The organism is Legionella steigerwaltii, assembly GCF_001468065.1.
Taxonomy (GTDB): Bacteria; Pseudomonadota; Gammaproteobacteria; order Legionellales; family Legionellaceae; genus Legionella; species Legionella steigerwaltii.
In genome coordinates this window covers 438-25,589 of sequence record NZ_LNYZ01000038.1, presented here as the reverse complement: position 1 = coordinate 25,589, position 25,152 = coordinate 438, and the positions used below count along the sequence as shown (strand labels likewise).

The following is a 25,152-nucleotide window of genomic DNA, read 5'->3' as shown; positions in this document are numbered from 1 at the left end:
TCCTTATAAAAAGCAACAATTTCTCTTGCGCCAAATCATGAAACCAAAATTATCCCCATCCCCAGGATAGGTATGTCCGGCTTCCCAGGTAATGACTGAACGGCCAAAGGGCTGGCAGCGTTTTGCATCAGGCAATGTATTGACTAATTGGTAGCGATACCGGCTTTTAGGTAAAATGGAAGAGCGATAGGTGCTACAAAGAGCAGGCCAATCTTTACCAACGGAATCTTTAATTGCTCCAAGGCGATGAAGCTTAAAGTCGGTGCGTTCTGTCAGAAGTGTTGCGGCACTAATGGGACTTGCCTGATTGGCAACAAAACCATTGAGAGGATAGGTGGAACCTTGAGCGCCCATGCACCAGAATAAAGAATCCATGGCCGTCCCTGCGAATGCTTTGGTTGCATCTGCAGCACAAGACGCACGCACTGGCGGTGTGGTAAATAAAGTGGCCTCAGGATTAAGAACAAAAGCAAACTCAGAGTCATTCCATGTTGGATCAAGTTCACTCAAATACATCACATCGAAATCTTCTGTCTCCATACAGCCGATGGAAGTGAGTACCTGCAGCCAATACATCAGTGGGTATTTGTACCAATGCACGTAATAAAATGCGCCCCGCCCATCGGTATCAGGCATTTGTGAACCACCCAGCCCCTGATCTTTAATGTGCAATTGCACCCCAAGATTCACCATGCAATAAGGCTTTCGTGTCACATCCACTAACGCAAAGGGTTCCCAATAACCTATAGTAACTCCTAAAAGTTGTAATTTGTTTGGGCAGGAGCAGATAGGGTTGCCAGGGTTTTTCGTATCAGGATATTGGCTCTTTACCACTTCGGAGGAGCCAATGGTTAATGGGAACAAACAATCCCAGCAAATGTCGGTTATAGGATTGACAAAATGCCCCTTACATTGTGATGCCTGCAGTGAACCTATGAAGAATAAGCCCACAATAATCGAATAGAAGAATCGTTTATTCATCGTTCACTCCAATTTCTTTAACCTGCCAATCAAGACCTTCCTGGCTGACTATGCTTGGAACGTGTTGAAGGTGAAGCTTGGATGAAATGATGCCGTTCACATCAAAATAAATTCGACCAAAAAGCTCTGCAGCAACTCGAACATCCCCACCGGTCAAAATAAATTTAACGTGCTTAAAGTCGGTGTAATGTTTTTTAACCCAGGCAACCTGTCCTGCATCATCTGCATTAAAAAAAATCAGGGTTTTAAGGAAGTGAACACGCTCAAATGGATTGATCCGAGTTCCTGCTTTTGCAATTAAATGTCCATCAGGTGTCCAGACATCATGAGATACAGTCACTGCCGGTGAAATGCGAAACGTCTTAGGCTTGCGAGTCGTGCTCAATGCTAAAGGGTTTGGCCTCATCGCTTGACGTGCGGCTTTCTGCTCTAAATCGCGTTGAACATGCTCTAAATCACCGCTTTGCTGCAATGCATAGAGTTTGTTCATAATGACTTTCCTTATATCCTCTTCATTGACAGGGAATGTCTGACCATAATGACCTATATTTTTTGCATGACCCACAGGTTCTAATAGACAGAAAAAACATAGAATAAGGAGAAAAAATCGTTTACTAGCGCGCTTCATGTTTTATCCTTGTTATGGTCAAGGCAATAAGCTCATCCGTCACATCCACATGGGACGGTTTAAAACTCGACAATACGGACGCACTCACAAGGGTTACCTGATGTGACGCCCCATAATCCTTGATGACTTCTGGGAGGGTGCGTGAAAAGCGCTCCATTATTTTTAATTGTTCTTCATGAGTCAGTTTGGAGCGAGCAAGCATTACCGAAGGCGCTTCAATGGCACGATTCATGTCAACCACCAAAAGAGGTAAAGACTTAGGCCACATCACCCAAATACCCGCCAGGATTCCAATTAATCCGCCAATTCCTGCAAAGACCCAGTGCATGGTTTTGAATCGGTTAAGCTGCATAAGCCCTCCCATAATGCTCCTTTGCCACTTGCGATACGGCATCAAGAAATAACAGTCCCTGTGCCACATAATTAATGACTGCCTGATAATCATCACCATCGGAAGATAAAAGCACGCGAGTAAACGGATCAACAAACAAGCGATGAAAGGAGGAAATACCATTAGCACGCAGCAAGACTTGAGAAAAACCCGCTTCTTTCGCTATCGGGAATGATTTGAGAATAGTCATCTCGTAGTCTGAAAAAGTCTCATGCTTTTTTTGATGTTCTAAAAGCGGTGATTCCTCTTGTAAAAAAACAAGCTTTAATGCGGAATTTTCCCAGGCAGCTCGCGCTTCTGAAAATTCGAAATAATCCTCAATCCCCTGAGTAATCGTGACAAATGATGCTTTATGTCGCCGACCAGTACGAAAGCCTTTGGTAATAAAGTTCACCGCAATTGAATCTCCTGTAAAAAATGACCAGGCTTCATCAATGATGCACATCTTTTGTTTATTTCTGTCTGAGTTGAACATACGTCTTTGAAACTGGGAAATAACGGACAGAAGAACCGGGGCGCGAATACTTTGATTGTCCTCAATTTCCTTCAAGTCCACTACAATCATACGGGCATCAGGTGATAGCTGAGAGGGTTCATTAAACGCTTTGCCATGCTCTGAGGCAGAACAGTAACGCTGGAGGTTCTTAGACAAAATGCGCGCTGTAGGATAGGTTTCGCGGTCGTGCTCGTACAATGACAATAAGACTCCTGCAACCTCATCAATGCGCGTTTGATTCTGAGTTGTCCCAAAAGCGGTTAAAATGGCTTCTCTTAAAGTGCCTCGGTCGTCATCTGTAGCACCGCTGGTTGGGCAGGTTAATAATTCAAACAAGGCAATAATGTCATCAATCTCCCGTAAAATGTCCGTTACATGGGTAAAGGGATTCATCGCCAAATTGCTGTACTCAAGATAAGTCCCACCGAGCGCCTCACACAGTTTTCTATAGCTCCCACCTACATCAATAATGAAAATATCTCCGCCATTAAACAGGATATTGAGCATCAGCATCTGAATAAAAAAGCTTTTTCCACCGCCCGAGGTTCCGGTGACAGCCATGTTGTAATTGCTGCCAAATACACCAGAGAAAGGATCGATGCAGGCAAATTGATCGCGCATGGTAGGCAACAAGATACCCTTACCTACTCCGCGCCAGTCAGAAAGAATGGGCATGTATTGAGTTGCATTCCATGAAGAAATTGGCCACATCATTGTGGGAAGAGAAAAATCCTTAACCAGATTTCCTGTGAAAAAAAACGGCATCGAGACTAAAAAATAGGGACATTGCATGCGTTTACACAATGCCAGTTTAATGTCATTAAACGCAAATACTGTGCGAGCAGCTTCTACATCACGCTCTTTCTCATGAGGTCTTGAAAAAAGAACCACGTTATAAAGCATCTTTACAGAGCGAGTCTTTTGTGAGGATAAATCATCACGAAAGGTACGCCATACCCGTGCTTGCTCCTCCGTTCCCGCCACATTTAATGCGTAATCACTTTTAGATTTTTTATCCAAATCACGGGTTTTACGATTCGCCCTACCCTGAGCGCGTCCTTGCTCTTCGACCAGATAGATGACCGAGATGATGTGATTGCAGGATATTCTTTTATCAGGATGAAAAATATTGCTGGTATTATTAATGTTCTCCCATAAACAATACTGGCGAGGCAGGCGATCAATGGTCAGAACAGATACTGCTGTTTCATAAGCACGCCCAGATTCATTAACCCCTTTAATCACTACTTCATTATTTTTAAATTCAATATCAAAGTCATGAGACAGTGCCTGCTCTTTGAGTAATTTGGTTTTATCATAAATCACAGGGCGTGGAGTAATGACATCAGGGCAATTATCCAGATAAAAGTGAAGCAAATGCAAAAAATCAGTTGCATCCGCTTGCTTGAATCCAATTTTTGCAGCACTTAAGGATGCTTCAAACGAAACGCGAAACTGGCCAAAACAGGCTTTTAAATCACTCTCGGATTCTTTTTTGATTTTATCAATAACGATATAGCAATCTGTATGCGTTAATCGCGGTGAAAGCATCGTGTTGGTTTTAAAACCATGGATGGCGGCTTTTTGATAAAAGGCCTTAAGGTTATCTCCTAACAGGCTTAAATTTTCAAATTCGCTTTTTGCAAACTGGGAAGTAAACGCTTCAATATCATTCCCAACTTGATTGTGTTTGACGCAAATCAACTGCAAGGTGAACTCATGCGACACTTTAGATTGAAGCAGCGTATCCAGTTGTTCCGCTATGTGTTCATTCGCACCTGTTAAAGGAATAATGCGATAAATTAATCCTGCGTTGTATTCGTTAAAAAATAGCTTCGATTCCTCATCAAAATATTGATAAGGCAGTATTTTTTCAGTAAACGAAGGATATTGATGTGTCTTGAGGTCAAAATCGAGATCATTGCCCGTTAGCCCTTTGTCATTCCAGGTCTCCTTTAGCAACTCATAAGTATCTTGGACCCATTCTATAGCGTTTGTAAACATGGCTTCTCTCCTGTGAACTGGTCAGCGCCTACTTATAACCTGAATAAAGAACCTGGCTTTTTGCTTGCTGCACGAATTGACCATCGGGTGTGTAGCGTTTTTCCTGTACCATGCGATTCACCATCTCCATGCTTTGACAACCACCCCTGTCAGCAAAGGGGCATCTGGCATCCTCGTTGTCCAGGATGGATTTGGAGCAGGCAGATAACTGCGACACTAAGAAAAGGGTACTCAATAAAAATAGAGGTTTAATCATGAAGTGGCTCCTCATTTTGTACGGTTGAAAATAATGGGGTAGTGGGTTGTCCTGGTTGATTTAATAGTGGATTCTCAACAGGATTAACGGTTTGAACCATGGGCTCTTGATTATTGAACTGCATCAATGAAGCGCCATTCACTGGGTGTGTATTTAATTCATAGGCACGGCTTACAGTGGTTGTAACCCCAGACTCGTTTTGGGCACGTCCTTCATTGATGGCTCGTCCTGACTCATACACCTGATGTTCTTTGTCTATCCAAAAGCCTTTAGTAAATAAAACTGAAACACGACGACCCGCACGTGCCACAACCAGTGGATGGTAAATATCGGCAATGCGCATTACATAATCTGAAATACGATTGGCAGGATTACTAAGCGCACCACCAGCAGCCGATTGAGCAAGGGTTGATGCCTGCCCATAGGTCGTAATGGTGCCAGCCCCTGGATTGATTGTTTGAGCGGTATTTAAATTCTTTAAACCATCACCAAATCCTGCCAGCATGCCTGCCGCTGCCGAATAGGTTAACAGAGGTTTTGTTTTTAAAATGGAAGTTCCGCGTAAATCCTGCATGGCATCCAAATCAAATACAGAGCCGTAGGCCTTTTGTTCAAAATTGATGTTGTTTCCTGCGCAAGACAGTGTTTCTAAATGCATCACCACGGAACTTCCTGATAAATCACCATAAGTGGATACCAGTGCGACACAGTCTTCCAAATGAGAATGCTGGTTGTTGGGCATGATTCCTCCGCTGGTAAGGCGGATTAAAGCAGTTCCCATATTTTTTGAGCCGTTTATTCCTGCATCACCTAAAACCCCAGTCAGCAACACCCCTTCAACAAAGGTTCCCGCCCAAACGTAATTTTTAGCGGTTCGTACTTCCTTGTTTCTTTTCTTCCGGTTGTTAAATTGCACTGTTTCCAGTCCTGATTTTGCCAGCAGTTCGCGCTCTGCCTGATGCTTTTTCTTTTGCTGTGCTTCCATCTCTTCACGAGTTGGCGGCCTAACGGTGACCAGGCTTGCCTGGCGGCTAGAAACCAGTGCAACCTGTAATTGTTCGTTCATTTTTTTATTTTCTTCTTCAAGGTGTGCAAGCTGCTCTTTCATAGCCTGCATCAAGGCTTTTGTTTCCGAATTTTCTGTGTTCACAGGTGCTGCTTCCTGCTGTTTTTTATGATGTTCTGCCACTAACTCTTTTAAAGAATCAATTTGTTGCTGCTGTTGCAGAAGGAGTGCTTCGTCACTGCCCTGGTTAAAAGTACTTTCAAAAATACTCTCGAACGAAGCTTCTTCCTGGTGGATTGGCTTTTTTTTCTCAGCTGAGGAGTAACAATAAAATCCATAGGATGCGCCACCCACCAGTAATAGAATGGCTGCATGCTTCAATTGTTCCTTTTTAGCGAGCTTATTGGCGTTTTGAGGCTTTAGCGTCAACCATTGTTTTATTTTTTTAAACATTACCTACTCTCCTTCCAACTCATTTTAAGCAGCTCCTGGTTTATCCCTGATTGCTGTATAACCCGTATAAATAAGCGATTTTTTTAGGTGGGAGTGCCTCATCACTTAATGACAGGGACTCTGCATCCTTATGGGCAAATAAGGCTGTTGTAAGCGCTAGTTCATGATTTGATGTATTTTCTAACCGATAGACATAGCCCGTGAAACGCTTACCCTGATATTGCTTTTCAAGAGTTACCCTAATGTTTTTTTTAATGTAAAAAGGACTTGGAATAACCCGTTTCTCATTAAATTCTTTGGGAGTCTCCCCTGCTTTCATGGCAGCGATTGCCTCATCTACTTCGCTGGCATCAGGGGTATCCAGTTTCACAAATTGCAATTTTGTTTGAGCGCGAGGCACAAGTCTTAAGGTTTTTCCAACCGATTCATCAGGTGTCAAGGTAAGTGATACGTGATGTCCTTTATCTGTAGTTAGGAACAGGGTAATGGGAACTTGAAAATTGGGCTTTATATACACCGAAGAATCCGTGCTTTCTGGATTATCCATCTCACTTTTATCTACTGTAATAGCATGCTCTGGGTAACTTAATTTAGTGATCGATTCCCCTTCAACAAACACACGATTAAAGTTAATACTCGATAAGGTCAGATTAAACTGCTCTCCTTCTTCAAAAGCGATGATCGAAGGAGCTGTGCTTGCACCAACAATTCCTGAGCACAAACAACTTATAAGAAAAATGGTTTTTTTAGCTTTATCATAAATTGAGTTAGTCATGGTGTATCTCCTGAATGGACACAAGATTTAAAAGGCCTGATTGATGTGAAAACTGAACTCGATACATTTTGTGTTGTGGCTTTAATTGAAGTCCATGGCTTGTGCGATACAACTGCCCTTCGATTTGGCCTTGGTTTTTAGTGACATCCACCGATACTTTTTCAGCGTAAAATACGGAGCTTACGTTTTTGTCATGTACTGTTTTTCGCTCGGCATCCAATAGTTTAGAAAACGATTCCTGGTATTTCGCTGGAATCAGATGAGACAGCATGGTGTAGCGTGCATCAATGGTCTCAGGGTTGTAGGTCAGGCGTAAGTCAGCTGCTTTCTGCGTCATTTCTTTCAGGTATTCGGGTGAATAGCCTTTATCGCCAATGCTAAACTCAGAACCAGTACACACTGGAAGCCAGTGAACCTGCTTATGCAGTAAGGTATAAAAATTTAAGGCACAAAGAACAATAACTGCAAACGTACTCGATAGCGCCCAAATCAGCGTCAGCTTGAATAACAGTCTGTTTTTTGCAATCGCATTATCACGAAAAGAAGTATCCATTAAATCACCTGATATAAATTCGGTTGGCAGAATCGGGCAAAGCTCGAAATAAAAGGGACGTTAACCGGTGAGGCAGCGACCAGTACACGATGGCAAACAGACTCCGCAGAGGCAGTCCGCCATACTTGACATGCATCGCAACGCTTAGGGCTGCGCCTATCATAAAAAGCTGATAGGCAAGTCCTGTTAAAAGCCCAATTCCCGTGAGTAAAAAAATGGGCAGGCCTGTGGTAACAGGAATACCCGCAATTTTGGGCTCATCAGAGAGCATAAAGGTTTGGTAATTGCGAGCCATTATTTCAATGCCCAGTGAGTAAACACCATCAATACCGGAACACCCGCAAGGACTGCGATATTTTTGGTTTTGATGTAGGCATAAGCCCCTGCAAGCCCTTCTGCTAACAAAAGAAAATAAGGGAGATCTGAATCCGCTCCGAAGGTTGCCTTTACTTCCTCTTTTAATCCAGAAAGCCGATTCTCAGCAGCAAAACAAGTATCAGGCATCAAACACAACAGTGCCAAACCAATCATTAAAAAAGGGAGCAGTTGCCTGGCATACAGATATCCTTTAATGCTCAAATCGTTCATTGCTGTTCTATAGTTCATCACATTCTCCTTTTTTGGTTAAAAAAATCCCCTGAGCCCCAATTTGTGCTCATTTTTTGTTCTTTTTATTTAATGAATCGTGTTTTTGTGGTTTTATAAAGAGAGTTTATCCATTCATGGTTACTCCTTTATCGAGCATGCTTTGACTTAGTAGGTGGTTGTTCTTTTTAAGTTCAACTAAAATTTGCGTCAGTAGGTGATTTGCTAAATCCAGTTTTTTGAACAAAGCCACATACTCAACTGATTTGGCTACGTCAGGAACCTCGGTATTCAGGGCTAAAACAAGTGCATAAAGTCCTCCACCAGTCAGAACGTGTTTAAAATATTCGACATCATGTTCCTTATTCATTGCTGCATCAACTGCAAGTATCTGATTGAGCTTAACGTTATTTTCAGGCAGTGTTGTGGGCTCTGCATAAATAATTCCACTTACGACCATGAAGGTCATCGATAGCATGAGTGTTTTAATTGCGTTCATAAAGTACCCCTCTTCTATTGGCTTATTTTTATCAGTTAATGCACTGTTTCATTCTCAATCGGATACATTAAAAACAACTGCTGTCTTCTTAATAATGAATAAGCATATATTGCTGCTTGTGCATTCTTATCAAAATCAAAGCCACCTATGTTTAGGGCCGCCTGTTGCAAGCAGGAAATACAACTCTCTAAAATATCAAATACTTCTTGTTCTACATTCATAATGGATTATTTTGATGAGCGATAAGGTTATTGAACCATCATTTAAGTGAAGGTGCATTCACCTAGGTGCAAGGATAAGAAAAAAGTAACAATTTTTTCTTAGAATGAATAGACTAATTAAAATAACTATTGAAATCGTAGGTAATTATCAAATATTTCATCAACTTTACATAATCGGTAAAGAGTTGTTCCAGGTTAGACTCATGCAATCCCATGTCCTTGAACCAGTTAAAAAAATCCTCTCCTTTTAACAAATTATGCTCCTCTCTAAATTGTTCGACTTGATATATAAGCTCGTATTCTGTAATTGTGTACGTTTGTTGATCAAGAAGAGACAGCAAGTATTGATAATGGAGCCTATTCTTTTTTGTTTCAGGAATTGATAGTAATTTAAGAATATTTTCCACCCTCTTTAGAGACACTGAACATTCTGTCTGCTCATGCACCGGGGCACGCAACCAAACAGGAGACAAAGTACACTCAATTAATTTTTTTTCAAAAAGAGTAAACTCTCTTTTTTTTCTATTTAAATCAGAAACCGTAGAAAGAATGTGTTTTTGGTTTAAAGAAAGCAATAAGGACTTTGCATCCTCTTTTTTTGCGTCTATATAATTTGCTTTAATCAAATGATAATGGTCTTCTGACACGTGTTGAGAAATTTTCTCCCACGTTCTTTCAGCATAAAAAATGGAGCGTATTGAATTTAAAACAGTTCCGTTATTAATACTATTTAGTCGTTCAAGAGTTAGTCGGATATTGATTAAAGGAATAGTTTGCACGTTATTGAATTTAGAATAAGCAATTGCCACTTCATCGTCACCATCTACTTCTTCATTCTTATACATCTCATATATACGCCCATGTCCCCGCATGCCAAAAGAATCCAGCTCGGCTGCTCTCAAAGCCCCCATTGAAGCTGCACCCCAAACCTCAATACCGTAGTCTAATGCTGTTAATATTTCTTTATGCCACACAGAAGGAACCCAGGAAAAATTTCCATCGATGATAACTATCCGTTTATACCCTGATTTTATTGCTTTAAGTACATCTCCCTTTTTGATTGAAGGTAAATACGCCGCATGGGGAAGTAGATGCATCGCTTCTTGGTGGGTTAACGAAGTTTCTAAGAAAACTACTGTTTCATACATGACTTATCAAATCCATAGAAATTAGTTTTACTTTTAAAATGCATATTTCTTTGTCATAGTATTTATAAACTAAAATATCTTGATTGTTTCCTTTAATCTTTTCAAACAGAGCCGAAAGTGCATCCTCTATTGTCTTTACCGAATAATTAGGCAACTCAGAAAAATCCTTTTTATCTTTGACGACAGGAAACTCACTAGTTTTAAAATCATACTTTGTATGAATCAAGTCATCACGGGAACCTGCTATTGTAGTTACTCGCGATTGAATAGCCTCTGTCAGAGCACGATTTAAAGCTATTTGTTTATCGAGATGACATCCACCACCCTTAAATAGAATTTGATTTTCAAAAGGATTTTTTGATTTAATCCATACCTCAAACGAAGGAATTTCATAAATATTTTCATGAAAGTAAATATGGAAATCAAATTTTTTTGTAATATTTTTGACCATTTCGCCATTAACAAAAGCAGTCTCAGATATCTTTAGAGCATTTTGTCGTTCTATTACCTCTAGAGTTCCGTGTAAAAGGGCCTCTTTATAGTTATTTCCCCCAGCAAGTCCAGTTGTATCAGGAGAGTAAATCAATACTTCTGACAAATAAGAATTCAGTGAGAACTCAGCAAAAGGCACGAGAATGGATTTTTCTGCAAATATTAATTCAGCTTGTACCCAATTCATTGGCTGTGAAGAATCACTAAAGTGTACAGACTTTGAAAGATCGTTTAGTGGTATAAAAATAGCTTTGTCTTGAGCTAGCTCAAGCTCTGACTTATTAGTCACTTGTGGTATTAATTCTTCGGCAAAATATACTTCAATGGACTCCATCAATGCCGAGCACTGAGCCGCCTCTTTTGTTAATCCTTTTCCCTGACTCGTGGTTAACGATTTTGCTCTAGGTCTTATTGCAGTATAGACAGGTAGAGCGGTGTAATCTAAATGGGTTAAATCGGCTAAGCGTGTAATTCCTGCCAGTTTCTTTAAAGAAGTCAATACACCTAGTGTTTCGCAGTAATTACGAGCTCTTAAAGACGTTTCTTGATGCTCAAAAATCATTTAGAAAGCCTTTCATTAAGATAATAGGCATCAACACCTAAGTTTCTCAGTTCTGATACAAACAATTTACTTCGATATCCTGATGCACAATAAAATACCAACTTCTTATCTTTATAGGATAAGAAAAATGAATAATCAGTATTCTCTTTAACAGGAAAAAATAGATCATCTTCTAACTTAGTAATCTCTCGTTCTTCTTTTTGCCTTATATCAACTAGAAAATGCTTGGTTCTATCAAGTTGCCCCAGGGAAATCCCATAATCAGCACTTTGATTCTGCAAATAACTTAAGCTGATTTTTCTTTGTTTACATGCAAAACAGTTATTATTTTGTTTTATAGGCATGGAAGAAATATTGAAGTTTTTTGCATCTATTATTCGTATCTGTGGTACTTTCTCATTCTCTATCTTGAGTAAATAATTTAATGCCAGATTAGCAGCCATGGTTCCTGCCATTCCTGTCACAGTGCCTAAAACACCCGCCTCCGAACAATTAGGTATTACACCTATAGGTGGTGGATTGGGGTATAGACAACGATAACAAAGATTCTTTGTATCAAATAAAGCAAGCTGAATGATATTGACCAAAATACTACAGCTGATAAATACTTTATTCTTTAAAACACAAATATCGTTAATAAGGTATCTTGTTTCAAAATTATCTGTTCCGTCAATAATCAAGTCGATATCAGATACTAAGGAATATCCTAAATCCACATCAAACCTTTTAGTGTGAGCCTCTATAACAATATTTTTATTAATTTTACTTAAAACATTCCTCGCCTTTTCTGCCTTATAGAACCCTATATCGCATTCATTAAATAAGATCTGCCTATGCAAATTAGAAAGGTCTACTTTATCATCGTCGACAAGAATTAACTTTCCAACACCAGCTGCGGCAAGATATTGAGCTACTGGACTGCCTATCCCGCCGAGTCCAACGATCATAATTGTTGCGTTATTTATTATTTTTTGACCTTGCTCTCCAATAACAGAAATTTGACGTTTGTATCTATCCACTCTCTTACCCTCCTGAAATAGAAGTCACAATACACACTTCATCATTTGGGTTAAGAATAATGTCTTTAATGGATGATATCTGTTCTGAGTTAACAAATACGGAAATGTATCCCTTTGAACAACCACAGTCGTCAAACATCTTTTCAAAGTTTTCTTTATAAAACTCTGCTAATACTTGTTGCAAATTTGAATTACTGGAAACCAATTGGGTTTGTTTTCTATCTGAATTAAACTCTATTAATTGATATTCATGCATTCTTATAACCTGTAGATTTTTGTATAAACGACATATATAATTTACTTATATTTTTAACAATTGTGACGAAAATATGAACGAACAACTGTTTAAAGACCTTACTAAAAACTCATCAGCAGCCAAAATGAGGCTATAATCGATTTTTAGAATTAATATATTTCTACAATATCTTGCTCTGCAAGAAAGCTACCTGTTTGGTTGATTTCCATAATAGAGTCATCCCAACAAATCACCATCGCTGACTTAGACATATGCGCCATTTGCTCACTGGTATCATCAGGCCTAACAAAAAGTGTCCACTCGTTTTGTACATGGAGTTCTGGCTTGTGAATTTTTTTTATAACACCGTTCTTTCTAGGAAAATAACCACAAATGTAATGGCTTTTATTCTTTACCAAGCGAGGGGGCTCAACCTCACAAACAATACAACATAAAATTGTTTCAAGACTCAAGGAGTATTTCTTTTGGTATAACTTATTTAGACCAATACCTGGAGGTCTAGCATTAGTTTCAATAAACTGAATACAACCATCCTCACTCATGAAAAACTCGGTGTGAAGCACCCCGTTATTGAATTCTAATAACTGGCAAACCTTAACTGAAGCATCCAAAATTAATTGTCGCTGATGCTCATCTAAAATATTCAGACTAAATATAGGCAAATTTTTACTGACCATTAAATGATTTGGATGCGTATATTTTCTGGCTTCTACAAATAATATATTCCCATCAAATACTGCCAATTCTGAATGGTATAAATCATCTGCAACATAAGCTTGCACGATATACTTTTCCTCACTCTCTTTTTTATTGGCCAAAAAATCACAAAAATCCTTCTCGGTTTTAATATGATATGTCTCATACGAGCCAGATGAATTAATAGGTTTAATAAATATCTCTTGATCACCTATCCTTTCTTTGATTGATTTTAGGTTTGAAGATTCAATCAATGTTGTTGTTTTAGGATATAAAAATAAACCATCCAATTTTTGATACATAAGATCTTTATGACTTAATAGCATCGATGTATTCAAACCCATGCCTGCGATATTTAGTTTTTCCCTGACCCTTGCTACATCAACAAACATATCTTCCGAAAAACAGACTATATAATCAGGGCGAATCGAATCACAAATAGCGAGCAGATCTTCAAATGAAAATGAGCTTACTAATATATTTTCTCTGTCCTTAACAAACTTAGATTTATCTTTAATCAAAAAAATGGGGGAAATTCCTAACTGAACAAGTAGATCACAATCAATTAGCTCATAATCCTGGAGAGGATCAATGCATAACAGCGTCTTTATTTTCATTGTATTTAATACCAAAGCATCCTACTAAAAATGTTGTTTTAGAAGGGAACTGATCTACTGAATAACCAAGTTTATCTGTTACTTCTAAAAACCGAGAATCATAAGAAAAAATTGTTTCTCTAGGCAATTTAAATAGATTATTAGTCACTTGATTATTTTTTTCATGAAAAAGTGTTAAATCCAGATTAGTAGCACTTTCATAAAAAGGGGTACTCTTGAAATGACCTAACTTCTTTATATGATCCGCATATTGCAAATAAGTATCGTATATTAATTCACATCGTTGTGGTTTATTTGAAAATGATGTTGGTTTAAAAGCCATCTCTTCTTTGAGTATTGAATAAAAAACAGGATTGTTTTTATTTTTATCAAAATGCACTGGCTCCATAACAAAGGGAGTGTATTTGGATTTATATATATCGCGATATACCTCAACAATAAAATCTAAAGGTAATAAATCATCACCAACAGCTAATCCGTAGCCAGGAACTTGTCCTGTCCCTATAGTAATTAATTGGCTAATCGCATTATTAGTGAATTCATTTTGAGATATTTCAGGACTATTTGCTCGAATATAGGCCATTAGATAATTATAAAAGGGCAGATTTGCGTAATATCCTGTCTGATTAGAATCAAACTCCATCACCAAACTCAAAAGAGTAGGTAATTTATTCTCTTTTATTAAAGTTACAATTTCAGAGGGAAATACCAATAACTTTGAACGCCAACTACAATTGGCTGCATCGCACAAGCTTTTGAAGGTTAAATAATGATTTCCAAGATCATCTGGAACAGGAATATCTGCCTTAAAATATTTTTCTAAACTAGCATGAGGCCTTGCATCTGCCACCGGACAGAGTAAGAATGTATTCCTTGCACCCGACGATATTTGCAATATATCTGTTGGATGATGAGTATTTGAAGTATTATAAAGTGAACTAACGCTTAAAAAATCTCCCTCTCTATAAACCTGATGTGTACTCGACTTCCCTTTAAATTCAATAAACATTTCAAGATTTTTTTCTAACACCATTGAAAACGGAACTGAAGAAAGTTTGCCACCAGTATTTGGTAAATAAAAGTGATTTTCATCTGCTATGATCTGCCCATACTGATATTCAAGTACAGTAAAAAGCATATTTTGAATGCCATCTATCGTTTCCAATACTTCATAGAGACGTTTGTTAACCAGAGCTATGTCCGTTTTTACCTTATCCCAAGATAGTTCACTCATATGATATCAATATAAAAGTCCTATTAATTAACAGCATCATACAAGAGAACATAACTACATTCAATGAAACTGCATTTCATGTAATAAAATTTATTGGTGAAAATTGATATTTTTATTGCATAAATGCATTTCAAGCTATAAATTATGTCACATGGAATGCGTTTTAAATAAAAACGGAGTTTTAAATGACAATCGACCAGGTAGATAATCAAATCATAAAAATGATAGTCAACGGCTGCCATGTGAATGACATAGCGGAAGACACAAAGAAGTCAAAAAGGTACATTCTTTATCGACTAAGTGATCTAAAAACAAGTTTTAACTGTAAAACCACGCCTCAGTTAATTTATATGCTGACCACATCGGGGTTAATTAAGTAATTTTTTTCACATGGATGTATTATGAATAATTCGATTTATTATTTGGGCTTTAACAAGATTCTTTCACTAACTAAATGTCCAAAAGAAGCGCTCCTTTTAGATAAAATAATCTTCCACCATCAAGGCACTCTTTTAAAACGCGAAAATAGATTATGGTTTACCAAAAAAATTCCTGATCTTGCTGCAGAACTTGGCTTTAGTGAAAGCAGAATATATATCTATCTAAAGAACTTAGAAGAAAATGGCTTTATTATCCGAAAGCGATTTAAATTTTATGGTGTACCTCGTTCCTTTATTGCCATTACAGAAATGCTTCAAAATAAATTACAATTGATCAACCAAGAGCCAGAAAATACTCTGGAGATAAAAGAAAAAATCCCAACTCCTGAATTAGATATAAACAAGAGAATGGATTATCTTGTTTCAACAGATACCATTAATAAAGAAAAAAATAGAGTAATTAATAATATTACTCTTTCTCATTCAAGTACTAAATTACCACTTAACGAGCTCAATATTGCTAAAGGGATGTTGCTGAATGTTCAAAAACAACATGGAGTAAAGCTATCCTCACCACAAAAAATCCTGGATGAGGTTGTATTTTCACTAAGTAACCAAGAGCAATTCCAAAATATTGGGACTTTTCGGCACAAAATTAATATCATTTCTCAACTTCTGCGCACTAATCGCTGGAGAACACCGAAAGGATTTAATCAATATTCTCCGGAAGGGAAACGCTACAAAGAAGAGTGCGAGCAGGAAAATGCTGTTCGACTGCAATTGAAGAAGGAGGAATGTACTTATTCTGGATTAGATGAGCTTGCTACAAATAAACGTTTATCCAATGTTTATGAATTGGCTCATCCCCCATGTACTAACATGGAATTACAAAAGTCACTTCAAATTCAACAAAGTCTTATAAATGGCATTAAAAAAGATATCAAAACAATAAAAAACCCTAATGTATTGGACAATTTTCTAAAAATATTAGCTCAAGAAGAAACAAAGTTATCCAAATTACAGGCAGAATTATCGTTACAATAGATCATGCTACCCCTTCGATCGCTTCGACCGAGGTTTTTTGTATACTATTCTCAATCGTTTTAGAACATAACCAGAGAATGAGTGCACCAAAGATGGCATATAGACCTAGCTGGGTAAATGCGCTCATATAATGTTCATTGCTAATAAGCGGATTTAATGATTCAGATTGAGTCATTAAATTAGAAAAATAGTTGGATAATGTGGCTGCTATTCCTGAAGCCATCATCCATATCCCCATCATAAGTCCTTGCAGTTTTTCTGGTGCAAGACTTCCTATCATCGCATAACCAACAGGAGCAATAAGCAACTCCCCTATCGCTTGAAGAAGATAATGCGCAATAATCCAAATCATGCTAGTTAATCCCTCGGTACCACAATTCATTATGCCAACAGTCAATGCCAAAAACGACAATGCAATAAACACTAAGGAACACATAAATTGTTTTGATATCGAAATGGTGATTTGTTTCTTTCTTAGTTTATCAAATAGAGTGATTGCTATAGGTGAGCCTATAATTACAAAAATTGAGTTTAAATTCATTAACCATTGTGGAGGAATATAATAAGAACCTATGTAAATACTCACGTTATACTTCAAGAATTGAGTCACACCCATAGGTCCTACAAAATAAAGCATCCAAAATACAATTGAACTTACCGTTAAAAATACAAAAGAATAAATTTTTTTTCGTGCATTTTGTGTACTTAAACTACGTCCAAGTAAGGTTATATAGAATAGAGCCGCAGAACCAATAAAGAGTATGAGGCCATTTGCTAACCAAGAATAATAAAACCCTGCTAGAAGAATAGGTATAATAAATATGATTAATATCAGTCCTAGTCGACCCCTCTTTATCTCCTCCCTGGTATTTATTTTATTTTTTGCGAAATATTTCCACGATTTAATAATGAAAAACACCGTAATTAGATTAATCAAATTACTTACTTCAAATAAACGATCGTATCTATCGTGAATATCAATAAATCCGCTCATAACATAACCAGAGAGGAATCCTATATTCATAGCACTGTAATTATGAAAAAATGCTTTTTCTCTTAATTCATTTTCGATACTTGTAAATTGTTGGGTAATAAGGCAGTTAATACATGTAGATCCTAATCCACACCCTATAAGAAACAAGCTTAACCCTAGATACACAAAAGCATCAGAAAAATTAAGTACTATTAACCCTACAGTTTGTATGAGCGTTGAAATGGCAAATAGCAATCGATAACTTAAAAACCTATCCCCAATGTACCCCGCTACAAAATGTAAAATAAAATTTGATGCCAGAAAAAATCCTACGATTCCATTGGATTGCATTTGAGTTAAGCCAATGTTCTTTGTTAAATAAAGGGATAATGATGAAAATAAAATAGCAAAACTGAATGTAGTTATTGCATTTAGCCAATGTAGATAAACTACCCCTTTTCGCTCACTCTTTACAGCATGCATTCCATTTCCTTATTAAAAACTTCTACTGTTACATCACACAAACAATTCTTCAGATTTTGCTAGGACTAAATCACTCAACAATTTTTTAGGCTCAACTTGCACGGAGGGAATAGCTGTTTGCTCAGCTGTTATAAATCCATTTTTATTACAATGCTCGATAAAACTAAATAGTTTTATAAAGTAATCATCAACGTTTAGAAACCCTATCTTTTTGTCTAGCTCTCCAATTTTTATTGCATTCCATGTTTCAACCGCTTCCTCTAGTGTTCCTAAACCACCAGGCATAACGATAAATGCGTCAGCCAGATATTGAAGCATTTTTTTTCTTTCTTGCATGGAGGAGACTATATGAAGTTCATCTAGAATGTCTAACGGTTTTTCTTTGTCTAAAAGATGTGTAGTTGTAACCCCGATCGCTTTACCGCCCAATTCTTTTACAGTTCTTGCTAATAAACCCATCATGCCAAGACGTGACCCACCATAAACTAGTGTAAGTCCATAAGCAACTATTTCATGAGCAAGCTTAATAACAGCTTCTTTGAATGCCAGATTATTTCCAGAACTAGCACCAAGATATACACAAATTGTTTTCATTACTAATTATCTCATTACCCGTAAACGTCCCATCCATCAATAAAACAATACATCCCCGCAAATGTCCCATCCTTAAGTTTATAGCTATTATTAATTGCTATTGAACTAACTCAATATAATCTTCCATTGATATGATAGTACCTATTTCACTATGTCTATTTTCTTTAATGAAACTATGAAACGAGGCTTTGGTTGCAGGGTGATCTAGGCCATGCTTTTTATACCAATTTTTTAGAATACTACTTTGTTCCTTCATGAATTTATCAAAATCATTATTTAAAGCGCTTTTTTGATGCTCTGTTAATTTCTCTAGGTATGTGTTTATCTTTTTGTTTACATACTGTTTGTAGCGCTCTGATTGTTCTTCCAATTTTTCTTTTTTTTCTTTTTCTTTAGCTTCTGAGATCTTGCGACGCTCATTAATTACAGCTTTGCTTGATCTGCTTAGCTTATAATCTTTTTTTAATGCTTCAATCAAATACCCAGCTAAGCCTCTAATTTTTCCTGTAACAAAATTCTCTGATTGTGTAATGATTTCTACTTTCTCTCGAATATATTCCCTACCATATTTTGTATATGTCTCATCAATCATTTGTGCTGAAAATCCAAATGTACTAATCAATATTTGTTTTAATTCCTCATCAATTGATAAGTTATTTATCTGAATTGGAGATTCATCAATATTTTTTTCTAGCTTGAATCGAATTTTAGTGACCTTCTGATTAACTCGTTCTAATTCAGGAACAATACGAATGGGTGATACTGTATTTACTTCATTCACCCCAACATCAAGTACTCTTTTCTTAAAATCTTTAAATACTTGATACTTTCCATCAAACACGCCCATCAACTTTCTAAAAATCTCTATGGGAAACCATGGTGTCTGCATAAGGCCTTTGTATCGGATACAATTCTCGTATAACGCCAAACCATAACCCGATTTAAACTTTGAAACGAGATCAATATTGATTTGACCATAAATTTCAGGTTGATACATAAGATCTTTCATTACCTGGCTGTATTCATAAATACAAACTCCGTTTGAAAGTTCGGCAGATGCCAATATGGAACTAGCCTTCCATTTTTTTTCTTGTCCTGTTGAGCAATCAATAACATTCCACTCAATAGCTATCGTTATTAGTCCGATTAAAGCTTCCTTCAGCTTAGCAGTGTCTTTGCTGTTGTAACCAATTAGTTGATATAAATCTTTTCCTTTGATTTCAAATTGTTGTTTGTAGGGAAGATCTGGATAAGCATTAAAGAGCAACGCATTAAACAGCTTACGCTGAACTAATGATAGATTATTAGAACAATGTATCGCGTTAACATGTTTCTTTAGCTCGAGACTTTTATTATTCATTGCTGCGTTTTTCACACAGTTCTCCCTAACGATAGAATCCGGATATCCGGATTAAATATCAATCCGGATATCCGGATTCCATTTCTTTTTCTAGATATTCAAACATATGAGAACACATAGATTCTAAATCTATTAATTCGGAGATTTCTTTATTAAGAACAATCGAAGGTAATCCTCGTGAATCACGTTTAAAAGTAAATAACTTCTTACCTTTTTGAGATACATAAAATTTAGCATCAGTGGAATTTCTTGTGTGTAATGACGATTGCGATTTCGTGCTATTTGATTCAAATATACGCTCAAGCTTGGCATTAGAATTTATTGTTTTCCCTATCTGATGGGCAATAGATAACATTGTTTTATAGTTATTTTTTGATTTATTTAATATTTGAACAATAGAAACGGCCAACTGTTTTGATAAAATATGAATATTAGGAATTTTACCTATTATTTCATCAGGAATCTTTGAGTAAGCCATTAAATCATTAAAAGTTGATGTAGAGATATTTAATTTGTCTGCGAGCTCTTTTTCAGTTTTAAATACACCATCTACTAATAAGCGTTTATATAACAAGGCATTAGAATAGTTGCTAACATCATTTCGTAATTTATTCTCTGCATCTTGGGATGCTACAGCATCTTGAATATTAGGAATGTCTTTTTTTATGACTAAAAAAGGAATTCCAAGCTGTAAGCAAGCAATGTGTCGTCTTCTACCGAAAATTACCTCGTATTTAATTTTTCCATGTGGGGTAGGGTGAAGCCTAACTAAAGCCGGTTGCAATTGTTTATTTGCTTTAATTGAATCAACAAGCCCTTGAATATCCCCCATTTCATTTTCATGACGGTTAGCATAGCACCATGGTTCACATTCAGCAGGATCAATATAAATCAGCTCTTGCTCTGAAAACTCAATTCCAGATTGTGTTTTAAAATAGGAGGATGTTTTGGATGATGTTTGATTAGAAGAAACCTCGTTAGAAGTTTCCAGTTTATTAATTTGCCCGTTTCGCAGTAACATGCCTAATGGACCAGAGTTGTGGACATTTTTTTTACTGTTATCCATTGTTATCACCACCTATAATCGAAGAAGTTGCTTGTTTGTCCCAAATATCTTTAAAGTTATTAATAATTTCTAAATTAACATCATCCAGATGTTGCAAAGCGCGTCTGTAAGCTTCTCGACTTCCTCGAGGTTTAGAAATGTCATAAATAGTCCCAATTTCGTTAGCTGCCTTAGGAACTTCTACAGTTTCACACATATGATTTGTCAAGATATATCGTCCAAATTGTTCGCGCATCATGTTTTCCATTTGTAAGGCCTCATTACTGCCAGTATGTTTTGAAATCAAAATTCGAAGATATTCTAATTTTTTAGAAGGTAGCTCTTTAAACATGTTTCTTAATGTAGCGGTATACATGATGAAACTGGAATAATCATTCATAGATGGAGGAATAGGAATAATAATTCCATCACAAGCAATAATTGCGTTTAAAGTAAGTAGTCCAAGATTTGGGCCGCAGTCAATTAAGATAACATCATATTGATTTTTAATAATTTTCAAAGATTCAGCTAATCTAATAACTGGAGATCCTAGTCGGTCTTGATTATTTGCTGTTTCATTGGGTAAAATTAGATCACAATCTTGTATCGCCAAGTTCGCAGGGATAATATCTAAACCATCGAAATGTGTTTTTAAAATAACCTCCTTAATGTTGCTTGGGTTAGAAATAAGCACATTTGTGATGGTGTCTTCATATTTTAACTCTAAATCAGGTATCAATCCGGAGCTAATTAAGGTTGCAGTTCCTTGTGCATCAAAATCTAGTAGTAAAACTTTTAATCCTTCAATAGCAATTTTTTTACCTAAATCGACAGTCGTTTCTGTTTTTCCAACACCGCCCTTTAAATTAGAAACGGCAATTGTTAAACATTTGGAACCTTTTGGTCGTATATAGCGAGTCCCGGCTTTATCTCTTAGACAATTTATAGCGGCTAAAGTGTACTTTTTTACGTTTCTCCCATTTTCCTGTTTTTCCATTACTATTCCTGGAATATCATCATGTGACTCCAATAGCTTTCGAAAGGTGGGATCTGAAACTTTAACCATTTTTGCTGCTTCAATAGCGCCCCATGTTCTTGGTTTTTTTCTTTTTTCAGGATTAATGACGTAGTTCCTGAGTGCCAATAACATATCATTCCCGGCTTGATAAAATTTATCCATCAGTTGTTCTGGATTATCTGTGCCATAAGTAATAATTTGAGGATTTAGCATAATTTCCTTTTGTTTAATAAACAAAATTTCACTGTTTTACTAATTTATCCATATTTTTATGAAAAAACAAGGTTTTTATGAATTTTTCTATTTACTATAGAAACACAACGTGTTTTAATTTTTTTTAAGATCTTTTTATTTGTTGTTTAGAAGTTTAATGCATCAATGTTCTTAAGGGTTGTAGGATAGTCTGCGGGACATTTACGGGAATTACCCGGGACGTTTACAGGAATGGATGCGGCGTTTACGGGATAGGGTGGGACGTTTTCAGGAAGTAAAAATAAGAAAAATAACTAATGGTGCGACGTTTACAGGTATGGTGGGACGTTTGCAGGGATAAACTGAGGAGAGACACTCGTGTCAAATTTAGAATTGAAGGGATTGAAGTTGCTTCGAGCCTTAGACAATTCATTCCAGGATGGAGAATCCAAACCCTTTGAATCGATAACTCATTTAGCTGTTGAGTTATTAAATTCTGGAAAATATCAGCCTAGAAGACAATTTGATGAATCTGTTTTAGATGAGCTCGCAAGCTCCATCAAAGTTCAAGGGATTATCCAGCCACTTATTGTTAGAAAGATTGCAGAAGAACGTTATGAGATTATTGCTGGCGAAAGACGCTGGCGAGCGGCAAAAAAAGCAGGTTTAACTTATGTGCCTGTTATTATTAGAAATGTTGATGATAATATTGCTCTCGCATTTTCACTGATTGAAAATATTCAACGCGAAAATCTCAACCCAATTGAAGAAGCGCTAGCATTAAACCGTTTTCGCGAAGAGTTCCATATGACTCATGAAGACATAGCACAAATGATAGGTCGTTCCAGAGTTTCAGTTACTAATACGCTTCGCTTACTATCTTTGGACTCTAGAGTAATAGAGATGCTAAACGAGGGTAAGATTGATATGGGACATGCCCGATCAATTTTGAAACTTTCGCCAGAACATCAATTTCAAGTTGCATGCGCCGTCATTGAGAAACAGCTCAATGTGCGTGATACGGAGGCATTAGCAAACCGATTGAAGTCATCAGGAGATAAGGAACATGACAAGACTTTTTCTTCAGCTACACGTCATGACAAGTGTGAGGAGTGGAGTACCTATCTATCTCAACAATTTACAACAAATGTTTCTGTAAAAGTAAATGCTGAAGGTAAGGGAAAAGTGATTATCGAGGTGAATTCTGCTAGTGAGGTTGATTGGTTGATCAAACTAATGAGCGAAAGAGGATAGTTATCCACAAAATCTGTTGATAACGTTGTGTGATAATCGTGGGTTATAACGTAATTAAGCCTGTTAATGAGAAAGAAGAGCGTGTTTAATTTTTGGATTTTGGATTTATGATGAGACCATTGCGTATTTTTATCAGTAGCGTACAACAAGAATTTAAAGAAGATCGTCTAGAGATATGCCATTGGTTGAAAAATGATCCCTTAATGCGTCGTTTTTTTGATCCATTTTTATTCGAAGAATTGCCAGCTCATGATAGGAGGGCAGATCAAGTTTATCTAGAACAAGTAAGTGCTTGTGATATCTATATTGGTCTTTTTGGCTATGATTATGGCTTTGAGAATGCAAAAGGTGTTTCCCCTACTGAGGAAGAATACAATCTAGCTTCCGAGGAACGTAAGACCCGATTAATTTTTATAAAGGGAAATGAAGAAAGTAAACGTCACCCTAAAATGAAAAATCTTATTACTCGTGTTGGAACTGAATTAATCAGAAGGCGTTATCAATCTATTTCCGAGCTTATTTCCAATGTTTATGCGGCTTTAATACATGATTTAGAAGAACGAAAATTAATCAGAAATAGCCCTTTTGATGCCGCTCCTTGTCGAGGGGCAACATTATTAGATTTAGATGAAGAGGGGATGACGGCTTTTTTACGTCGAGCAAAACGAGGACGTGGATTTCCACTGCCTATCGATGCGACCTCTTTTGAATTACTGTCCCATTTGAATTTGCTAGATGAGGATAAGCCTACACATGCCGCAATGTTACTCTTTGGAAAGCAACCACAACGGTTTGTTATGTCATCCGAGGTAAAATGTGCTCATTTTCACGGGACAGAAGTAGCCAAACCCATTCCTTCATATCAAGTATATAAAGGCACGTTATTTTCACTGGTCGATCAGGCGATTGATTTCGTAATGTCCAAAATTAATCTTTGGGTGGGAACCAGAGAGAGCGGGGCGGAAGTGCCTGTTGCCTATGAAATTCCCCAGGAAGTTGTCGCAGAAGCGATTGTGAATGCGGTTGCTCATCGAGACTATGATAGTAATGGAAGTGTACAGGTAATGCTGTTTGCAGATCGATTGGAAATTTGGAATCCAGGAGGACTCCCTCCATCATTGACCTTAGAGAAATTACGTCATCCACATGGTTCTGTTCCAAGAAATCCCTTGCTTGCTGAGCCATTGTATTTAACGAAATATATCGAGCGTATGGGAACTGGTACAGGCGATATGATTCGTCGTTGCCGTGAGGTTGGACTGCCAGAGCCTGAATTTTCTATCTCCGATGGATTCAAGACAACCATTTGGCGTAAATCATCATCGATGACCGGACAAGTTACCGGACAAGTTACCGGACAAGTTACCGGACAAGTTACCGGACAAGTCGATCCATGGGTTGAGCGGGTACTAAGAGCATGTGAGCTAAAAGGTGAGCTGAAAAGTATAGAGCTACAAGAGGTAGCAGGTATTAGGCATCGAGAAACTTTTCAACGTAATTATCTTGATCAATTGCTCTGGGATGAGTTAATCGAGCGTACTATCCCAGAAAAGCCTAAAAGTAGATTGCAAAAATATCGTTTATCCAAAAAGGGAAAAATTTTATTAGAAGATTTATCTAAAAATAAAAAATAGGATGAAGCCGATGTTAGAAAAGAGAAAGAAATAAAAAGCAATTATTAAGTGACTTTGATTGAATGATTTCTGTTTAAGGGAGCGCTGTTTAGCAAAATATCACCGAAGGGCAATTTTTATGCGTTTAAGTAAAAAAATCAACTTCCATATTTTAGTTTTAAGCGTCGTTTTCACTACAACCAATGGTTTTGGTTACATAAATAAAGTCGCTTTATTAAGCGCTATTAAAACACGTTTATGATAACTCTGTATATTAAATAGTCAGTTAAGGCAAAACGGTAAGCCTTGGTGTCATTTAGAAAA

General features: G+C 37.1%; 26 protein-coding genes. 3 read left to right on the top strand and 23 right to left on the bottom strand.

From position 1 onward, the window contains the following. Positions 1 to 3: 3 nt before the first annotated feature. The 18 genes from traU to Lstg_RS14950 all read right to left on the bottom strand — a co-directional run bounded on the left by traU (position 4) and on the right by Lstg_RS14950 (position 14,872). The gene (gene traU, locus Lstg_RS15035; protein ID WP_058393359.1) at positions 4 to 981 is read right to left on the bottom strand and encodes a conjugal transfer pilus assembly protein TraU; all 978 of its coding nucleotides are present in this window, start codon (positions 979 to 981) and stop codon (positions 4 to 6) included. Further along, positions 974 to 1,609 (bottom strand): type-F conjugative transfer system protein TraW, encoded by a 636-nt coding sequence (traW, locus tag Lstg_RS15030; protein WP_058478476.1) that lies wholly within the window; start codon positions 1,607 to 1,609, stop codon positions 974 to 976. The genes traU and traW overlap by 8 nt, the downstream gene beginning before the upstream one ends. After that, complete coding sequence (locus Lstg_RS15025) at positions 1,596 to 1,973, bottom strand: TrbI F-type domain-containing protein (protein ID WP_058478475.1); 378 nt, start codon at positions 1,971 to 1,973, stop codon at positions 1,596 to 1,598. The genes traW and Lstg_RS15025 overlap by 14 nt, the downstream gene beginning before the upstream one ends. Continuing rightward, on the bottom strand, positions 1,951 to 4,500 hold the full coding sequence (traC, locus tag Lstg_RS15020; protein WP_058393356.1) for a type IV secretion system protein TraC: 2,550 nt from the start codon (positions 4,498 to 4,500) through the stop codon (positions 1,951 to 1,953). Before traC ends, Lstg_RS15025 begins: the two co-directional genes overlap by 23 nt. Positions 4,501 to 4,528: 28 nt before the next feature. Beyond that, the gene (locus Lstg_RS15015; RefSeq protein WP_021460420.1) at positions 4,529 to 4,756 is read right to left on the bottom strand and encodes a hypothetical protein; all 228 of its coding nucleotides are present in this window, start codon (positions 4,754 to 4,756) and stop codon (positions 4,529 to 4,531) included. Next, complete coding sequence (locus Lstg_RS15010) at positions 4,749 to 6,215, bottom strand: TraB/VirB10 family protein (RefSeq protein WP_058478474.1); 1,467 nt, start codon at positions 6,213 to 6,215, stop codon at positions 4,749 to 4,751. The genes Lstg_RS15015 and Lstg_RS15010 overlap by 8 nt, the downstream gene beginning before the upstream one ends. 40 nt (positions 6,216 to 6,255) lie before the next feature. Then, the gene (gene traK, locus Lstg_RS15005) at positions 6,256 to 6,990 is read right to left on the bottom strand and encodes a type-F conjugative transfer system secretin TraK (protein WP_058478473.1); all 735 of its coding nucleotides are present in this window, start codon (positions 6,988 to 6,990) and stop codon (positions 6,256 to 6,258) included. Further along, entirely contained in the window at positions 6,983 to 7,543 is a 561-nt protein-coding gene (locus Lstg_RS15000) for a TraE/TraK family type IV conjugative transfer system protein (RefSeq protein ID WP_021460417.1), read from the bottom strand. Before Lstg_RS15000 ends, traK begins: the two co-directional genes overlap by 8 nt. 4 nt (positions 7,544 to 7,547) lie before the next feature. After that, the gene (gene traL / locus Lstg_RS14995; RefSeq protein ID WP_042238380.1) at positions 7,548 to 7,838 is read right to left on the bottom strand and encodes a type IV conjugative transfer system protein TraL; all 291 of its coding nucleotides are present in this window, start codon (positions 7,836 to 7,838) and stop codon (positions 7,548 to 7,550) included. Further along, positions 7,838 to 8,149 carry a type IV conjugative transfer system pilin TraA gene (locus Lstg_RS14990; protein WP_058393352.1) on the bottom strand — a complete coding sequence of 104 codons (312 nt, stop codon included), beginning with the start codon at positions 8,147 to 8,149 and terminating at the stop codon, positions 7,838 to 7,840. The genes traL and Lstg_RS14990 overlap by 1 nt, the downstream gene beginning before the upstream one ends. 106 nt (positions 8,150 to 8,255) lie before the next feature. Beyond that, entirely contained in the window at positions 8,256 to 8,627 is a 372-nt protein-coding gene (locus tag Lstg_RS14985; protein ID WP_058478472.1) for a hypothetical protein, read from the bottom strand. A gap of 35 nt (positions 8,628 to 8,662) precedes the next feature. Then, complete coding sequence (locus Lstg_RS14980) at positions 8,663 to 8,848, bottom strand: hypothetical protein (protein ID WP_058393350.1); 186 nt, start codon at positions 8,846 to 8,848, stop codon at positions 8,663 to 8,665. 113 nt (positions 8,849 to 8,961) lie between these two features. After that, a complete protein-coding gene (locus tag Lstg_RS14975; protein ID WP_058478471.1) occupies positions 8,962 to 9,996 on the bottom strand; it encodes a TfuA-like protein in 1,035 nt (344 codons plus the stop codon). After that, on the bottom strand, positions 9,989 to 11,050 hold the full coding sequence (locus Lstg_RS14970; protein WP_058393348.1) for a YcaO-like family protein: 1,062 nt from the start codon (positions 11,048 to 11,050) through the stop codon (positions 9,989 to 9,991). The genes Lstg_RS14975 and Lstg_RS14970 overlap by 8 nt, the downstream gene beginning before the upstream one ends. Next, positions 11,047 to 12,069 carry a HesA/MoeB/ThiF family protein gene (locus Lstg_RS14965; RefSeq protein ID WP_058393347.1) on the bottom strand — a complete coding sequence of 341 codons (1,023 nt, stop codon included), beginning with the start codon at positions 12,067 to 12,069 and terminating at the stop codon, positions 11,047 to 11,049. Before Lstg_RS14965 ends, Lstg_RS14970 begins: the two co-directional genes overlap by 4 nt. Positions 12,070 to 12,073: 4 nt before the next feature. Further along, the gene (locus Lstg_RS14960; protein WP_058393346.1) at positions 12,074 to 12,325 is read right to left on the bottom strand and encodes a MoaD/ThiS family protein; all 252 of its coding nucleotides are present in this window, start codon (positions 12,323 to 12,325) and stop codon (positions 12,074 to 12,076) included. 149 nt (positions 12,326 to 12,474) lie between these two features. After that, on the bottom strand, positions 12,475 to 13,542 hold the full coding sequence (locus tag Lstg_RS14955; protein WP_230305101.1) for an ATP-grasp domain-containing protein: 1,068 nt from the start codon (positions 13,540 to 13,542) through the stop codon (positions 12,475 to 12,477). A gap of 67 nt (positions 13,543 to 13,609) precedes the next feature. Further along, the gene (locus Lstg_RS14950; protein ID WP_058478470.1) at positions 13,610 to 14,872 is read right to left on the bottom strand and encodes a hypothetical protein; all 1,263 of its coding nucleotides are present in this window, start codon (positions 14,870 to 14,872) and stop codon (positions 13,610 to 13,612) included. A gap of 401 nt (positions 14,873 to 15,273) precedes the next feature. On the opposite strand from Lstg_RS14950, the gene Lstg_RS14940 reads away from it, so the two are divergent. Then, complete coding sequence (locus Lstg_RS14940) at positions 15,274 to 16,296, top strand: hypothetical protein (protein ID WP_058478469.1); 1,023 nt, start codon at positions 15,274 to 15,276, stop codon at positions 16,294 to 16,296. A gap of 1 nt (position 16,297) precedes the next feature. Here Lstg_RS14940 and Lstg_RS14935 read toward each other — a convergent pair whose 3' ends face one another. From Lstg_RS14935 to Lstg_RS14915, 5 genes are all read right to left on the bottom strand, one after another. Continuing rightward, complete coding sequence (locus tag Lstg_RS14935; RefSeq protein ID WP_058393341.1) at positions 16,298 to 17,752, bottom strand: peptide MFS transporter; 1,455 nt, start codon at positions 17,750 to 17,752, stop codon at positions 16,298 to 16,300. A gap of 33 nt (positions 17,753 to 17,785) precedes the next feature. Continuing rightward, positions 17,786 to 18,346 (bottom strand): LOG family protein, encoded by a 561-nt coding sequence (locus tag Lstg_RS14930; protein ID WP_058393340.1) that lies wholly within the window; start codon positions 18,344 to 18,346, stop codon positions 17,786 to 17,788. Between the two features lie 97 nt (positions 18,347 to 18,443). After that, a complete protein-coding gene (locus Lstg_RS14925) occupies positions 18,444 to 19,721 on the bottom strand; it encodes a replication initiation protein (RefSeq protein ID WP_230305100.1) in 1,278 nt (425 codons plus the stop codon). A 43-nt stretch (positions 19,722 to 19,764) separates the two neighbouring features. Then, positions 19,765 to 20,772, bottom strand: a complete 1,008-nt coding sequence (locus Lstg_RS14920) for a ParB/RepB/Spo0J family partition protein (RefSeq protein ID WP_058393339.1) — start codon at positions 20,770 to 20,772, stop codon at positions 19,765 to 19,767. Beyond that, positions 20,765 to 21,982, bottom strand: a complete 1,218-nt coding sequence (locus Lstg_RS14915) for an AAA family ATPase (protein ID WP_058393338.1) — start codon at positions 21,980 to 21,982, stop codon at positions 20,765 to 20,767. Before Lstg_RS14915 ends, Lstg_RS14920 begins: the two co-directional genes overlap by 8 nt. Positions 21,983 to 22,339: 357 nt before the next feature. On the opposite strand from Lstg_RS14915, the gene Lstg_RS14910 reads away from it, so the two are divergent. Next, complete coding sequence (locus Lstg_RS14910) at positions 22,340 to 23,215, top strand: ParB/RepB/Spo0J family partition protein (RefSeq protein WP_058393337.1); 876 nt, start codon at positions 22,340 to 22,342, stop codon at positions 23,213 to 23,215. A 107-nt stretch (positions 23,216 to 23,322) separates the two neighbouring features. Beyond that, complete coding sequence (locus Lstg_RS14905; protein ID WP_236715306.1) at positions 23,323 to 24,849, top strand: ATP-binding protein; 1,527 nt, start codon at positions 23,323 to 23,325, stop codon at positions 24,847 to 24,849. Positions 24,850 to 25,152 lie beyond the last annotated feature (303 nt).

Bases quoted from the DNA above. Each gene is read 5' to 3' on its own strand.
- traL (WP_042238380.1), bottom strand. From the start codon at position 7,838: ATGGCTCGCAATTACCAAACCTTTATGCTCTCTGATGAGCCCAAAATT.
- traU (WP_058393359.1), bottom strand. From the start codon at position 981: ATGAATAAACGATTCTTCTATTCGATTATTGTGGGCTTATTCTTCATA.
- Lstg_RS14920 (WP_058393339.1), bottom strand. From the start codon at position 20,772: ATGGATAACAGTAAAAAAAATGTCCACAACTCTGGTCCATTAGGCATG.
- Lstg_RS15010 (WP_058478474.1), bottom strand. From the start codon at position 6,215: ATGTTTAAAAAAATAAAACAATGGTTGACGCTAAAGCCTCAAAACGCC.
- Lstg_RS14980 (WP_058393350.1), bottom strand. From the start codon at position 8,848: ATGAATGTAGAACAAGAAGTATTTGATATTTTAGAGAGTTGTATTTCC.
- Lstg_RS14935 (WP_058393341.1), bottom strand. From the start codon at position 17,752: ATGCATGCTGTAAAGAGTGAGCGAAAAGGGGTAGTTTATCTACATTGG.
- Lstg_RS14930 (WP_058393340.1), bottom strand. From the start codon at position 18,346: ATGAAAACAATTTGTGTATATCTTGGTGCTAGTTCTGGAAATAATCTG.
- Lstg_RS14940 (WP_058478469.1), top strand. From the start codon at position 15,274: ATGAATAATTCGATTTATTATTTGGGCTTTAACAAGATTCTTTCACTA.
- traC (WP_058393356.1), bottom strand. From the start codon at position 4,500: ATGTTTACAAACGCTATAGAATGGGTCCAAGATACTTATGAGTTGCTA.
- Lstg_RS15015 (WP_021460420.1), bottom strand. From the start codon at position 4,756: ATGATTAAACCTCTATTTTTATTGAGTACCCTTTTCTTAGTGTCGCAG.
- Lstg_RS14960 (WP_058393346.1), bottom strand. From the start codon at position 12,325: ATGCATGAATATCAATTAATAGAGTTTAATTCAGATAGAAAACAAACC.
- Lstg_RS14990 (WP_058393352.1), bottom strand. From the start codon at position 8,149: ATGAACTATAGAACAGCAATGAACGATTTGAGCATTAAAGGATATCTG.
- Lstg_RS14985 (WP_058478472.1), bottom strand. From the start codon at position 8,627: ATGAACGCAATTAAAACACTCATGCTATCGATGACCTTCATGGTCGTA.
- Lstg_RS14905 (WP_236715306.1), top strand. From the start codon at position 23,323: ATGATGAGACCATTGCGTATTTTTATCAGTAGCGTACAACAAGAATTT.
- Lstg_RS14975 (WP_058478471.1), bottom strand. From the start codon at position 9,996: ATGTATGAAACAGTAGTTTTCTTAGAAACTTCGTTAACCCACCAAGAA.
- Lstg_RS14915 (WP_058393338.1), bottom strand. From the start codon at position 21,982: ATGCTAAATCCTCAAATTATTACTTATGGCACAGATAATCCAGAACAA.
- traW (WP_058478476.1), bottom strand. From the start codon at position 1,609: ATGAAGCGCGCTAGTAAACGATTTTTTCTCCTTATTCTATGTTTTTTC.
- Lstg_RS15000 (WP_021460417.1), bottom strand. From the start codon at position 7,543: ATGGATACTTCTTTTCGTGATAATGCGATTGCAAAAAACAGACTGTTA.
- Lstg_RS15025 (WP_058478475.1), bottom strand. From the start codon at position 1,973: ATGGGAGGGCTTATGCAGCTTAACCGATTCAAAACCATGCACTGGGTC.
- Lstg_RS14950 (WP_058478470.1), bottom strand. From the start codon at position 14,872: ATGAGTGAACTATCTTGGGATAAGGTAAAAACGGACATAGCTCTGGTT.
- traK (WP_058478473.1), bottom strand. From the start codon at position 6,990: ATGACTAACTCAATTTATGATAAAGCTAAAAAAACCATTTTTCTTATA.
- Lstg_RS14970 (WP_058393348.1), bottom strand. From the start codon at position 11,050: ATGATTTTTGAGCATCAAGAAACGTCTTTAAGAGCTCGTAATTACTGC.